We start from the raw sequence: 13,080 nt of genomic DNA on the forward strand, positions 1-13,080 counted from the left end.
CGGCGCCTATGATGTCCTGACGCCACTCTGCTCGATCCGGTCCGGCGCCCCCTGAGCTTTAGCCTCACGACGGCGGCGGTGCAGGATCCATTCCGTATAGCCGTTGGGCTGCTCCCGGCCTTTGAAAACCAGGTCGCAGGCAGCCTGGAAGGCAGGGCCATCGAAGCTTGGAGCCATCGGCCGATAAAGCGGATCGCCGGCATTCTGGCGGTCGACGACCTCCGCCATGCGCTTGAGCGCCTGCATCACCTGCTCCTCGGTCACGACCCCATGGAGCAGCCAGTTGGCGAGATGCTGGCTCGAGATGCGCAGGGTGGCACGGTCTTCCATGAGACCGACATCGTGGATGTCCGGCACCTTGGAGCACCCGATTCCCTGATCGACCCAGCGGACCACGTAACCCAGGATGCCCTGGCAGTTGTTGTCGATCTCCTCCTGCACGGCCTCGGGCGCCCAGTTCGACTGGGACACGGGAATGGTCAGGATGTCGGAGAGCTTCGCGGGGGGGCGGGCCTTCAGCTCACGCTGACGGGCGTGAACGTCGACCTCGTGATAATGCAGGGCGTGAAGCGTGGCTGCCGTCGGAGACGGCACCCAGGCGGTGTTCGCTCCTGCGCGCGGATGCGCGATCTTCTGCGCCAGCATGTCGGCCATCTTGTCGGGCGCGGCCCACATGCCTTTGCCGATCTGGGCTTTGCCGGGCAGGCCACAGGCGAGACCCACATCGACGTTGTTGTCCTCGTACGCCTTGATCCACGGCATCGCCTTCATGTCGTTTTTGCGGACCATAGGGCCCGCTTCCATGGAGGTGTGGATCTCATCGCCGGTACGGTCCAGGAAGCCCGTGTTGATGAAGAAAATGCGCTCCGCGGCCGCGCGAATGGCAGCCTTCAGGTTGACCGTGGTGCGCCGCTCTTCGTCCATGATGCCCATCTTGAGCGTATTGCGCGGCAGCGACAGCATGTCCTCCACGGCGGCGAACAGGTCGTTCGCAAAGGCCACCTCGTCCGGCCCATGCATCTTGGGCTTGACGATGTAGATCGACCCGGTGCGGCTGTTCCGGACCTCTCCCGCTCCGCGCAGGTCCTGGATTCCGATCAGGGACGTGATCGCCGCGTCGAGCACGGTTTCGGGAATTTCCCTCCCGTCCTGATCGAGAACCGCATCGGTGAACATGTGATGCCCGACGTTGCGCACGAGCATCAGGCTGCGGCCGTGGAGGCGCACCTCCTCGCCGGACGGGGCGCGATAGACGCGATCAGGATTGAGGCGCCTCTCGATCGTCCGGCCGTTCTTGTCGAAGCGCTCGACAAGATCTCCCTTCATGAGGCCGAGCCAGGTGCGATAGACCTCCACCTTGTCGTCCGCATCGACGGCCGCGACGCTGTCTTCCAGATCCATGATTGTCGACAGGGCAGCCTCGACGATCACGTCTGCTACGCCTGCCGGATCCTCGGACCCGATTGGGCTGGTGTGGTCGACGCGGATATCGAGATGCAGGCCGTGATGGCGAAGGAGAACTCCTGAGGGCTGCCCGGCCTCGCCCTGATAGCCGACGAACTGCATTGGATCGGCAAGTCCGGTCTCCGTTCCGTCCTTGCGCCTGACCGTGAAGACCCCCTGCTCCACCGTATAAGCGACCGCATCCTTATGGCTTCCTGCCGCCAGGGGAACCGCCCGGTCGAGGAAATCCCTGACCCAGGCAACGACCTCCCCGCCCCGCACCTTGTTGTAGCCCCCGCTCCGGCCGGCTCCGCCCTCTTCGGAGATGACGTCCGTTCCATACAGGGCATCGTAGAGGGAGCCCCAGCGGGCATTGGCGGCATTCAGGGCATAGCGCGCATTGGAGACCGGCACGACGAGCTGAGGGCCGGCCAGCCGGGCAATTTCCTCATCCACATTTGCCGTACCGACAGAAAAAGTCGCCGGCTCAGGGCGCAGATAGCCGATTTCGCGTAGAAAATTCTCGTAATGGGCCTGATCGAAGGCCTGCCCCGCGCGGTCCCGGTGATAGGCATCGATCTGGTCCTGCAACCGGTCGCGGGTTGCAAGAAGGTCACGATTGCGGGGAGCGAAGGTTCGTACAAGACCTGCAAGACCGCTCCAGAACCCTTCCGGCGACAGGCCTGTCCCGTCCAGGGCCTCTTCATTGACGAAATCGTAGAGGACCGGCGCAATCTGCAAACCATGCATCTGGATACGCTTCATTATTCCCGCTTTCCTGGCCTATTCGCCCGCAGCCTATCTTAAGGCCCCTTGCGGGAAAAAGGAGGGGAGATTTACCAAAAGGTCGATAGGCCACCCTCTATCCCGCCAAGAACCCAGCCTTCGGGAGACCGGCATTGTCGGGCCGACACTCCCGTCAGGAGATGCGTCCGCCCTCTGGGTTGAGCGACTGGGTTGCGAGCCCATGCGCATAAAAGGCACGCTTCGCCTCATACATCGCCAGATCGGCTTTCTTCACGATGTCCTCGAGACGCTGGCCGCGATCCCCCGTGGCCATCCCTATGGCGAAGCTCAGAACTTGACCTGAATAAAACTGGTTGTTCACGACGAGCAGACGCTCGATGTTCTCCATGACCATTGCTCCCTCGCGCTCATTGGTGCTCGGGAGAAGAAGTGCGAATTCGTCCCCGCCGATACGGGCCGCATAAGCAGGTTTCTGGATTGCCTCATTCAGAACCTCACCGGCACGACGAAGCAACGCATCCCCAGCCGCATGACCAAGCTGATCGTTCGTCGCCTTCAGGCCGTTGAGATCCGCCACGATGATCGTGACCGGGAAAGGACCCTTGCGCTCGAGACGGTTCAGCTCGTCGACGAAGAACGAGCGGTTGCAGAGCTTCGTCAGGACATCATGCTTGCCGAGATATTCCAGATAGGCCTCGGCCTTCTTGCGGGCCGTGATATCCGTCAGCGCCACCTGGACGAGAGACCAATCATGCTCGTGGCCCGGAAGGACCGAGAATTGGAGATGGAGATGCAGCTCATCGCCCAGGAGCGAGTAGTTCATCACCTCCCGTCTCTGGAAAATTCTTCCCTCCCAGAGATCGATGAGCTGCTCTCTGAAATGGGGCTGCATGTCGTCGCGAAAAACCTCGGGCAGGCTCCGAAGCAGGGTGTCCTTGTCGGGAGCGGCAAACAGTTCGAGCGTATGCTGGTTCACGTCGATCACGCGGATCTCGCTCATACAGCGCTCGACGAATTCCGGATGGACATCCGTGAACACGCGAAAATCGCTGATGCCTCTGTCACGGACCTCATCAAGGAGCCGCTTGACGCTGCTGAAATCCTCGACCCAGAGCGAAATCGGAGAGTGTTCGAAGAGGCCCCGCGCATATTCCTCGCTTTGAGCGAGCATCCGCCGGGCCGTCTCACGTTCGGTGACATCCTCGATGGCGATCAGAACCCGTTCCCAGTCATTCTCATGACCAGGAAGGATCGTCCCCTTCAGCTGAATATCGAGACGACGGCCCGACAGAGTATAGTTGACCGTGTTGCTGAAGAACTCGCCCTGCCCGTCCCAGAGCTGCACCAGCTCGTCGATATGGGTCTTCAGCATGTCATTTCGGAATATATGCCCGAGGTTCTGCACGAGGTGCGGAAGATCTTCGGCTTCAAACAGCGCCAGTGTCTTTCGATTGACCTTGAGAACACGAATACAATCGGAGCAGATCTGAACTCGGCGCGGATCTTCCTCAAGATATTCGCGCAACGAAGTAACGCCGTCGCGCCGCCATGTCTCGAAGAGGGACCTGATACCGCTGTAATCCTCGAGCCATAGGGAGACGGGCGCGAGGTCGAACATCTCGGCATCATCATTGAGGCCGCCACCGGCCTTCAGTGTAGGATCGGTTTGAGAAAGCGGCATGGAGCGTCTGTCAGCCCTGGTGAAGGGGCATGGAGGAGTGCCCCTTCCATCGCTTTATCGCAAGCCGTTCCCGGAACCTAGATGGAACTTGCAGAAAGCAACTCCATATCGTTTCTATCGTGCTCGGTATTCCGCCCTACCAGCTCCACATAGTGCCATCCTCAAGGCGAGCCACAGGCAGATAGGCGCGCTCATACGGATATTTGGCGGCGAGCTTCTCATCAATGTCCACCCCATGCCCGGGAGCATCTCCAGGGTAGAGGAAGCCGTCGGCAAACGTGTAAGCGTGAGGGAAGACCTCGTCCGTCTGCTCCGTATGGCGCATGTATTCCTGAATTCCGAAATTCGGCACCCAGAGATCGAAGTGTAGGGCCGCCCCCATGCAGACGGGAGAAAGGTCGGTAGCCCCATGAGAGCCGGTTCGGACCTGATAGAGCTCGGCCAGAGCGGCAATCTTGCGGAGCTGCGTGATCCCTCCCGCGCGGACCACCGTCGTCCGGATATAGTCGATCAGCTGGTTCTGGATCAGTTCACGGCAATCGTGAATGGAGTTGAAGATCTCGCCGATCGCAATCGGCGTGACCGTGTGCTGACGGATGAGCTTGAGCGCATCCTGGTTTTCCGCGGGCGTCGGGTCCTCCATCCAGAAGAGGCGATAAGGCTCCAGGCTTTTGCCGAGCCGTGCCGCCTCGATCGGCGTCAGACGATGATGCACGTCGTGCAGGAGATGGAAATCGGGCCCAAGGGCCTGACGCAGGGCGTCGAAAAGCTTGGGCGCGAAGTTCAGATACTTTTCGGTGGACCAGATCTGCTCTTCAGGCAGCCCCTTCGTCGCCGGTTCGTAGAACAGCTTTCCCCGTGCGATGCCATAGGCGGTGTCCAGACCGGGGACACCGGCCTGCGCGCGCACCGCCTTATAGCCGAGAGACAGATAGTGCCCGACCGCGTCTACAGTTTCGGCAATATCCCTCCCATTGGCATGGCCATAGACCATGACCCCCGAGCGGCTCTTTCCACCGAGAAGCTGGTAAAGCGGTTGACCGGCAATCTTCGCCTTGATGTCCCAAAGCGCTGTATCGACGGCCGCAATGGCCGACATGGTCACCGGTCCGCGGCGCCAATAGGCTCCCTTGGCCAGATACTGCCAGATGTCCTCGATCTGCTGCGGATCCCGCCCGATGAGGCATGGGATCACATGCTCCTCGAGATAGGCGGCCACCGCCAGTTCACGGCCATTCAGGGTCGCGTCACCGATCCCGTAAACGCCCTGGTCGGTCACGATCTTGAGCGTGACGAAGTTCCGGCCGGGGCAGGTTACAATGCAATAAGCTCTCTCGATCTTCATGGTCGCTTCCGGAAATCTCGTCAGAAGGAGGAAAGTGTCGTTTCGCGAACGGTCGCTTGCGCGCCCTTTCGGAAGAGTGTGTCCAGCGCACTTGTCACGGCGTTTGTGAAAGCCTGGTTTTGCGGTAGGTCGTCACCGAAGATCTCGCCAATACCGAGCAACCCCTGTGCGATATCCCGCGGCTCGGGCCCCGCCTCATCCGCAGTACGACGCAGGCGTTCCGCCATGGGATCGCGCACATCAATAGGCTCTCCGCGCTCGTCGCGCCCCGTCACGTATCGCATCCAGGCTGCGACACCGAGGGCAAGGCGGCGGATCGGCTCGTCCTTAGCCAGTCTGTCCCTGACCGTTCCCAAAAGGCGCTGCGGTAACTTTTGAGAGCCGTCCATGGCAATCTGTGCGGTCCGATGCCTCAGGGCTGGGTTCTTGAACCGTGTCACCAGAGCTTGCTTGTAGGATTGAAGGTCGGTTCCCGGGGGAAGATGCAGGGTCGGCGTCACTTCCTCATCCATCAGGCCCTGGATCAACCGTTCGAAGGCCGGATCGGCCATCGTGTCCGCAACGGTTTCGTAGCCTGCCAGATATCCCAGATACGCTAGCGTGGAGTGGCTCCCGTTGAGAAGCCGCAGCTTCATGTGCTCGAACGGCTCGACGTCGGAGACGAACTGTGCCCCCGCATTCTCCCAGGCCGGGCGCCCCTGCGGGAAATCATCTTCGATCACCCATTGCGTGAAGGGCTCCGTCATCACGGGCCAGGCATCAGTCGCGCCAAGCAGGCGCGAGATCCGCTCACGGTCCTCGTCCGTCGTCGCCGGAACGATCCGATCCACCATGGTGGAGGGGCATGCCACATGCTCCCGCACGAATGCCCCGAGGTCGCGATCAAGCATCTCCGCATAGCGGGACAGAACGCGCTTCACGGTCCGCCCATTCGCCGGAAGGTTGTCGCAGCTCATGACAGCAAAGGGCGGGATACCTGCGCTCCGGCGTCGGCGGAGTGCCTCCACAATCAATCCAGGGGCCGACCGGGGCAGAGAAGGATGCGACAGGTCGTGGACGATTTCCGGATGGGCTTCGTTGAGTGCTCCCGTCGCTGGATCATAGCAGTAGCCCTTCTCGGTCACGGTCAGGGACACAATCCGCGTCGCGGGGTCGGACATGATCCTGATGAGATCCTCCAGCGCCTCTGGAGCCACGATGACCTGCAGGACGGAACCGATGACCCTGAGCCTCTCCCCTTCATCCGAACGAATGGACAAGGTGTAGAGGCCATCCTGCGGCTCCAGAGCGTCGCGGGTCGCAGGATTACGCAGGCTCGCCGCGACGATGCCCCATGTTGGATCATCAACCAAGATGTCATCCGTGTAGACGGCCTGATGAGCACGGTGGAAGGCTCCGATCCCCAGATGCACGATGCCGGCCGTGACGGTGCTCCGGGCATAGCCGGGAACCTTCACGGAGGCGGGCAGCCTGGGAAGTACCGCATGGCTCAGACGCGTCGTCATGGGGGCCTCAATGTGCTGGCTGCTGCTTGGCACGGGTCACGATCTGAGTGGGGTTGATGAAGCGCAGGGCGATGATCAGCCAGATCAGGGTCGTCACCATGTAGATCACCGCCATGGCGTCGATGGACTGAACCGCACGCACGCCGGCCGCAAAGACTGCATAGTAGAGCGCAACTACCAAGGTTTGGCTCGTCGGCCCTGCGACCAGGAAGGTGAGCTCGAACATGGCAATGGTCCGCACCAGAACCAGCAGCAGGGCGGCCAGGATTCCGGGCAGAAGCAAGGGCATCAGCACATGGACGAACAGCTTGAACGTATTGGCGCCGAACACACGCGCAGCCGCTTCGAGCTTCGGGTCGATCTGCTCGATGAAGGGGATCATCACCAGAATGACGAACGGCACGGTCGGTACCAAATTGGCCGCGACGACACCCCAGAAGGTGCCGGCCAAACCTGTCCGATAGAGCACAGTCGCGAGAGGAATGCCGAAGGTGATCGGCGGGATCAGGAGAGGCAGAAGGAACAGGAGGACGAGAAGTCGCTTGCCTGGGAAATCCCTGCGGGCGAGAGCGTAGGCTGCGGTCACGCCCAGCAGGCCGGATATCACCACCACCATGCCGACCACCTGGAACGTGACGATGAGGATGTCTCCGAGCTGGAACTCGCTCCAGGCGGACGCATACCACCGCGTGGTCCATCCGACAGGGAGCCAGGTACCCAGCCACCGCGTCGCGAAGGAGCTCGTGACCACGGTTGCGATCATGGCGAGCAGATTGACAATAAAGAATCCGACCAGGACCCAAACCGCCGTGGCCCAGAGCTTGGCTCCCCAAGTGGTGTCGCGGATCATCGAACCATCATCCTTTCGCGCCGGTGGCTGGGCCGCGGTAGAACAAACCACGGGCAGCAAGAACCGCGACGACGATTGCAAGCTGAACGAAACCCATGATCATCGCGACGGCAGACGCCATCGAATAATCGTATTCCTCGAAGGCCGCCTGATAGGCCGCAATTGAGATCACGCGCGTTGCCCCTGCCGGCTCGCCCAGCAGGACAGCGGATGGGAATACCGAGAAGGCCTGCACGAACGACAGGCAGAACGTAATGGCGAAACCCGGCATCAGGAGAGGAAGATAGATGTGCCGGAAGCGCTGCCACGCATTCGCGCCCAGGGTCGCGCCAGCCTGTTCGAGAGCTGGATCGATGCCCGTGACATAAGACAGCGTCAGCAGAAAAGTGAACGGAAAGCCCGTGATGAGGAGCGACGCGAACACGCCCCAATAATTGTGCACGAGGCGCAAGGGGTGAGAAATGAGCCCCAGTGTCATGAGGGTGCGGTTGAACCATCCCTGAGGCCCGAGATAGTTCAGGAGTCCCTCGGCGACCAGGACGGTGCCCAGGGTGATCGGCAGAACGAGGATGGTGGTCAGGAGACGCTGGCGCCGCATGAGCCTGACACGAAAGGCGACCGGCACGGCAAGGACGAGGTTCAGCACCGTCACCGGGATCGCAAGCGCCAGGGTATTGATGATTGTGTCATAGAGATAAGCATCCGAGAAGAAGCGCTGGTAATTGGCGAGCCCCCCCCCGTTCTTCGGCTCGAATGACAGGATGAGGCCGAAAGCGAACGGATAGACGAAGAGACACAAGCTGAAGACCGCAGCCGGAACGACGAGGAACGTGACGGCATCGAAGCCCCGAAGGGCGAGTTTCTGACGGAGGCTCGGCCCAGCCGTCGCGGCGGGAGCAGGAACATGCGCGTGCATAGCGTTCTCCCTAGACCGGCTCGGCAAAGACGAGCGCGCGTCCCTCGTCCACATGCAGGTGAACCTTCGCGCCGGTCTCGAGAGCATGCGGCGAGCGGAAAACGAGTTCGAGGCCACTTGCCGTGTGAGCGGTACCGACGAACTCCCGGCCGCGATACTCAGCGGTATCGACCGTGACAGACAACGCATTACCGCCCGGCTCTCCAACAACGAGATCGTCCGAGCGGATTGCCACATAGGCCGGAGCTCCGATCGAAACCGACTCCCCTGTCACGCCGCTGATCCGAGCCCCCTCGATCTCGACCACCGTGCGGTTGCGGTCGCTCGAGACCGCCGTACCCTTGAGCTTATTCCGGAAGCCCATGAAGTCGGCCACATCGAGATGTGCCGGCGCCTCGTAAAGCTCCTTAGGTGTTCCGACCTGCCGCACCACCCCATCTCGCAACACGACGATCCGGTCTGCGAGGGAAAGAGCCTCGTCCTGATCATGCGTCACGTAGATCGTAGTCGCGCCGAGCTCGTTATGAATCCGACGAATCTCTGCGCGCATCTCAAGACGGAGCTTTGCATCGAGGTTCGACAGGGGTTCATCCATCAGTACGAGAGGTGGCTCGATGACGATGGCGCGCGCGATGGCGACACGCTGCTGCTGGCCGCCGGAAAGCTGCCCAGGCAGTTTGTGCCCCTGCCCCTGCAAGCGAACGAGGCTCAGGGCCTCGTCGACCTTGCGCTCGATCTCGGCCCTGGCCACGCCTCGCATCTTAAGGCCGAAGCCGATATTTTGGCGCACATTGAGATGGGGAAAGAGCGCGTAATTCTGGAACACCATTCCGAACCCACGCTCTTCAGGCTTCAGTGTATCCACCCGGTTCTTGTCGAGCCAGATGGATCCGCCGGTGACAGGTAGGAGACCCGCGATGCAGTTCAGCGTCGTCGACTTGCCGCAGCCCGACGGCCCCAGCAAGGCGATGAACTCCCCGCGTTGGATTATCAGGTTGATGTCGCGCAGGGCATTGAGCGCCCCGAAGTCGCGGCTCACACCGTTGAGCCGTACCTCGTGGAACTGCGAAAGTGCGATTGCCATCGCGGGTCCCTCTCTTTTTTACTTACGCTTCGAACCGCCGATCTGCTCGTCCCACATGCGGAATGCGACGACCATCTGATCAGGCTGGAGAGGCAACTCGATCGGATTGTCGGCGATCAGCTTCTCATATTCGGGACGGCCATATTCCTTGATGGCTGCCTGGCTTTCCGGCGGGGCCATATCCAAGGTCACGCCCTTCACGGCCGGACCGGGATAGAAGTAGCCTTCGTCATAGGTATAGGCCTGCTGCTCCTTCGTCAGAAGGAAATTCATCAGGTCCAGCAGCACGGCGACCTTCTCGTTGGAAAGGCCCTTCGGCACGCACATGTAATGGGCATCCGCCACCCAGTGGAAGCCCTTGAGAGCCGCGACCTTGGCCTCCTTCGGCACAACGCCGAGCACCCGCGGGTTGATGTCCCATCCGGTGGTGGACACGGTCATGTCCCGGGAGCCTTCGCCGAGTTCCTTCATCACCGCGCCGGTGCCCGAAGGATAGTACTCAATGTACTGCCCCAGCTCCTTGAGATAGGCCCAGGTCTTGTCCCAGCCTTTTGCCGGATCCTGAGGATTGCTGTCCCCGAGGATATACGGCAGCCCCATGATGAAGGTCCGCCCCGGCCCTGAATTGGCCGGACGTGCATAGATGAGCCGGTTGGGGTTGGCCTTCGCCCAGGCAAGCAGCTCTTCGGCCGTGGTCGGCACGTTCTTGACCTTGTCGGGCATATACTCGAGAAGCGGCCCTGACGGATAATAGGTGACCACGACTCCCTGCCCCTGAGCCAGAGTCTGCATCTTCGCCGCGGCCGGAAGATAGATTTCGTCGAGCTTGGGGAGTGCATTTGCATGGGCAGGGAGAAGCTCGATCCAGAGCTTCTGCTCGATGCCGGCCGAGAGTGCATCCGTGCCGGTCAGAACCAGGTCGATATCCACCCGTCCTGCATCCTGCTGGGCCTTGATCTTACCCGCAAGTTCGGGCGCCGGCGCTTTGGTGAAGGTAATCCGCGAGACGAGATTGGGCTTCGCCTTCCGATAGTTCTCGATAGCCTTCTGCGTCAGCGCCAGGTTGCCAGCAACGTCGATGACGTTCAGGGAAACAGGCTCCTTCGGTAGCGCCAGCTGCGCGAAAGCTCGCCCTCCAAAGGCCGCGATGCCCGCGGCGCCGGCTACGCTGCCGACGAATGTTCTTCTGGTCAGATAGTCCGTCATTCTCTTCCTCCCGTTATACGGCACGGTTCTTGGGCTCCGTGTCCGGCTTCACAGCCTGTAGGCCTCTTTGGCGAGGCGATAAGCGAGATCGTGAGCCACCTCGCGCGCTTCGTCCTCATCAAGGCGATGCGACGTCACAAGGTGAGCGAGAAAGGCGCAATCCACACGGCGTGCCATGTCGTGGCGCGCCGGGATCGAGAGATAAGCACGCGTGTCGTCATTGAATCCCACCGTGTTGTAGAAGCCCGCCGTCTCGGTCGTCAGCTCGCGAAACCGCCTCATGCCTTCAGGGGAATCAAAGAACCACCAGGCAGGACCCAGTTTGAGCGCAGGATAATGTCCGGCGAGCGGGGCGAGCTCACGGGAGTAGCTCGTCTCGTCAAGGGTAAAGAGGATGATCGTCAGGTCACGCTCGTTTCCGAAGCGGTCGAGCAGAGGTTTGAGAGCGGTCACATAGTCGGTGCCTGAGGGAATATCTGCCCCCATGTCGCGCCCTAAGCGGGAGAAGAGCACTTTATTGTGATTGCGGAAGGAGCCGGGGTGGATCTGCATGACCATGCCGTCATCAAGGCTCATCGCGGCCATTTCGGTCAGCATCTGAGCCCGAAAAAGCTCCGCATCCTCGGCGGAAACAGATCCAGTGGACACGCGCCGGAAGAGAGCTTCGGCTTCCGGACGAGGCAGGTCTGCCGTTCGTGCGGACGGGTGCCCGTGATCGGTCGAGGTTGCGCCGTAGTCACGGAAGAACGCTCTGCGCCTGCGATGGGCCTCGAGATAGCCGTCCCAGCTCGACGTATCGCACCCCGTGATTTCGCCGAAGTGCTTCAGGTTGTCACGAAACCCTTCGAAGTCCGGATCGACGACAGGATCGGGGCGATAGGCCGTGATCACCCGGCCATGCCAGCCGGACGTTCTGATGGCCTCATGATGTATGAGAGGGTCGAGCGGGCTTTCCGTCGTTGCGATCGCCTCGATGCGGAACCGCTCGAAAAGCGCACGCGGGCGGAATTGCGGCGTTCGCAGCGCAGCATCGATCTGGTCGAAATAGACATCGGCATTGTGCGACGACAGCCGCTCGGTGAATCCAAACAGTGTCGAAAAAGTATGGTCAAGCCAGAGGCGGGTCGGAGTGCCGCGAAAGAGATGATAATGGGCCGCAAAGCGCCGCCAGATGGCGCGGGCGTCACGCTCCGAGGGCGGCCCATCGCGCCTTGAGATTCCGAGATCCTCAAGCGGCACGCCCTGGCTGTAGAGCATGCGGAAGATGTAGTGGTCCGGGATAACGAAGAGCGTGGCCGGATCAGGAAAGGGCTTGTCCTCCGCATACCAACGTGGGTCCGTATGACCATGAGGAGAAATGATCGGAAGGTCTCGAACGGCGCCATACAGCCGCCGGGCGACAGCACGTGCATCTGGTTCATTGGGGAATAGCCGGTCCGGATGGATCAGCATATGGCCTCACTCCCTCGACGCCGCTTCGGCTTGTCATCCGCCGTTTTGAGCTGTCTATGGCCCTTAGGTTAGAGTGACTCCGGCCGCTTTGCAATGGTCTACTAGTATGGTAGTGTATCAATTATGAATGAAAAAAGCCTCCCGAAGCTTGATCTGCGCCCGGAATCGATCGCCCGGCAGGTGACGCGCACACTTCGCCAGGCCATCGTCACCATGCAGCTCGCTCCTGGAGAGATGCTGTCAGAACAAGACTTGGCCCGACGCTTCGGCGTCAGCCGCTCCCCTGTGCGGGAAGCCCTGATCAAGTTGAGTGAAGCGGGCCTTGTGCGGGTTCTCCCTCAGCGGGGGACCCAGGTTGTCAAGATTTCCCGCGCCGGGGTCGAGAATGCCCGCTTCATCCGCGAAGCCGTGGAGACCGCCGTCGTACGCGAGGCTGCCCTTAAAGCCAGTCCGTCGATGCTGGCTGAATTGAATGCAAGCCTCACGCGTCAGCGCCGCGCGCAGCGCTCGAAATCCACGGAGGACTTTCTTGCTCTCGACGAGGAATTCCATCGTCTCCTGGCCGAAGCAGCCGGTCGCCTTGCCGCCTGGGAGATGATCGAGGACGTCAAACCGCAGATGGACCGTGTTCGCTTTCTCGATATGACTCAGGCCACTCCTCGGCATGTGGTCGTGGCGCAGCATGAGATCATCGTCGGTGCCATTCGTGATGGAAATCCATCGGCAGCACAAAAGGCGATGCAGGAACATCTAAGCGAGATTCTCCGCTCTCTTCCTGAAATGCAGGTTCAGCATCCGGATCTTTTCGAGCCGGAACCGACCACTCTCTCCGCGGCTCTGAGCGCATGATT

The 13,080-nt window shown here is 60.9% G+C and carries 10 protein-coding genes; 1 reads left to right on the forward strand and 9 read right to left on the reverse strand.

Annotation, left to right across the window (positions count from 1 at the left end):
• Nucleotides 1-6: 6 nt before the first annotated feature.
• The 9 genes from C4E04_RS15685 to uxaC all read right to left on the reverse strand — a co-directional run bounded on the left by C4E04_RS15685 (nt 7) and on the right by uxaC (nt 12,229).
• Complete coding sequence (locus C4E04_RS15685; protein WP_109598823.1) at nt 7-2,208, reverse strand: malate synthase G; 2,202 nt, start codon at nt 2,206-2,208, stop codon at nt 7-9.
• A gap of 154 nt (nt 2,209-2,362) precedes the next feature.
• Nucleotides 2,363-3,871 (reverse strand): sensor domain-containing diguanylate cyclase, encoded by a 1,509-nt coding sequence (locus C4E04_RS15690; protein ID WP_109598825.1) that lies wholly within the window; start codon nt 3,869-3,871, stop codon nt 2,363-2,365.
• A gap of 136 nt (nt 3,872-4,007) precedes the next feature.
• The gene (gene manD, locus C4E04_RS15695; RefSeq protein ID WP_109598827.1) at nt 4,008-5,216 is read right to left on the reverse strand and encodes a D-mannonate dehydratase ManD; all 1,209 of its coding nucleotides are present in this window, start codon (nt 5,214-5,216) and stop codon (nt 4,008-4,010) included.
• 20 nt (nt 5,217-5,236) lie between these two features.
• Entirely contained in the window at nt 5,237-6,721 is a 1,485-nt protein-coding gene (locus C4E04_RS15700) for a mannitol dehydrogenase family protein (protein WP_109598829.1), read from the reverse strand.
• A gap of 7 nt (nt 6,722-6,728) precedes the next feature.
• Nucleotides 6,729-7,571: an ABC transporter permease gene (locus tag C4E04_RS15705; RefSeq protein WP_109598831.1), complete on the reverse strand. Its 843-nt coding sequence runs from the start codon at nt 7,569-7,571 to the stop codon at nt 6,729-6,731.
• A 7-nt stretch (nt 7,572-7,578) separates the two neighbouring features.
• Nucleotides 7,579-8,487 (reverse strand): ABC transporter permease, encoded by a 909-nt coding sequence (locus tag C4E04_RS15710; protein ID WP_109598833.1) that lies wholly within the window; start codon nt 8,485-8,487, stop codon nt 7,579-7,581.
• A 10-nt stretch (nt 8,488-8,497) separates the two neighbouring features.
• The gene (locus tag C4E04_RS15715) at nt 8,498-9,571 is read right to left on the reverse strand and encodes an ABC transporter ATP-binding protein (protein ID WP_109598835.1); all 1,074 of its coding nucleotides are present in this window, start codon (nt 9,569-9,571) and stop codon (nt 8,498-8,500) included.
• An 18-nt stretch (nt 9,572-9,589) separates the two neighbouring features.
• Entirely contained in the window at nt 9,590-10,777 is a 1,188-nt protein-coding gene (locus C4E04_RS15720) for an ABC transporter substrate-binding protein (RefSeq protein ID WP_109598838.1), read from the reverse strand.
• A gap of 48 nt (nt 10,778-10,825) precedes the next feature.
• Entirely contained in the window at nt 10,826-12,229 is a 1,404-nt protein-coding gene (uxaC, locus tag C4E04_RS15725) for a glucuronate isomerase (RefSeq protein WP_109598839.1), read from the reverse strand.
• 213 nt (nt 12,230-12,442) lie between these two features.
• Between uxaC and C4E04_RS15730 the strand changes: the two genes are divergently transcribed.
• Nucleotides 12,443-13,078: a GntR family transcriptional regulator gene (locus C4E04_RS15730; RefSeq protein ID WP_245416119.1), complete on the forward strand. Its 636-nt coding sequence runs from the start codon at nt 12,443-12,445 to the stop codon at nt 13,076-13,078.
• Nucleotides 13,079-13,080: the final 2 nt, after the last annotated feature.

Origin of the sequence: Microvirga sp. 17 mud 1-3 (assembly GCF_003151255.1) — a bacterium.
Taxonomy (GTDB): Bacteria; Pseudomonadota; Alphaproteobacteria; order Rhizobiales; family Beijerinckiaceae; genus Microvirga.

Coding starts and splice junctions, on each gene's coding strand:
- C4E04_RS15685 (WP_109598823.1), bottom strand. CDS start 2,208: ATGAAGCGTATCCAGATGCATGGTTTGCAGATTGCGCCGGTCCTCTAC.
- C4E04_RS15690 (WP_109598825.1), bottom strand. CDS start 3,871: ATGCCGCTTTCTCAAACCGATCCTACACTGAAGGCCGGTGGCGGCCTC.
- manD (WP_109598827.1), bottom strand. CDS start 5,216: ATGAAGATCGAGAGAGCTTATTGCATTGTAACCTGCCCCGGCCGGAAC.
- C4E04_RS15700 (WP_109598829.1), bottom strand. CDS start 6,721: ATGACGACGCGTCTGAGCCATGCGGTACTTCCCAGGCTGCCCGCCTCC.
- C4E04_RS15705 (WP_109598831.1), bottom strand. CDS start 7,571: ATGATCCGCGACACCACTTGGGGAGCCAAGCTCTGGGCCACGGCGGTT.
- C4E04_RS15710 (WP_109598833.1), bottom strand. CDS start 8,487: ATGCACGCGCATGTTCCTGCTCCCGCCGCGACGGCTGGGCCGAGCCTC.
- C4E04_RS15715 (WP_109598835.1), bottom strand. CDS start 9,571: ATGGCAATCGCACTTTCGCAGTTCCACGAGGTACGGCTCAACGGTGTG.
- C4E04_RS15720 (WP_109598838.1), bottom strand. CDS start 10,777: ATGACGGACTATCTGACCAGAAGAACATTCGTCGGCAGCGTAGCCGGC.
- uxaC (WP_109598839.1), bottom strand. CDS start 12,229: ATGCTGATCCATCCGGACCGGCTATTCCCCAATGAACCAGATGCACGT.
- C4E04_RS15730 (WP_245416119.1), top strand. CDS start 12,443: ATGCAGCTCGCTCCTGGAGAGATGCTGTCAGAACAAGACTTGGCCCGA.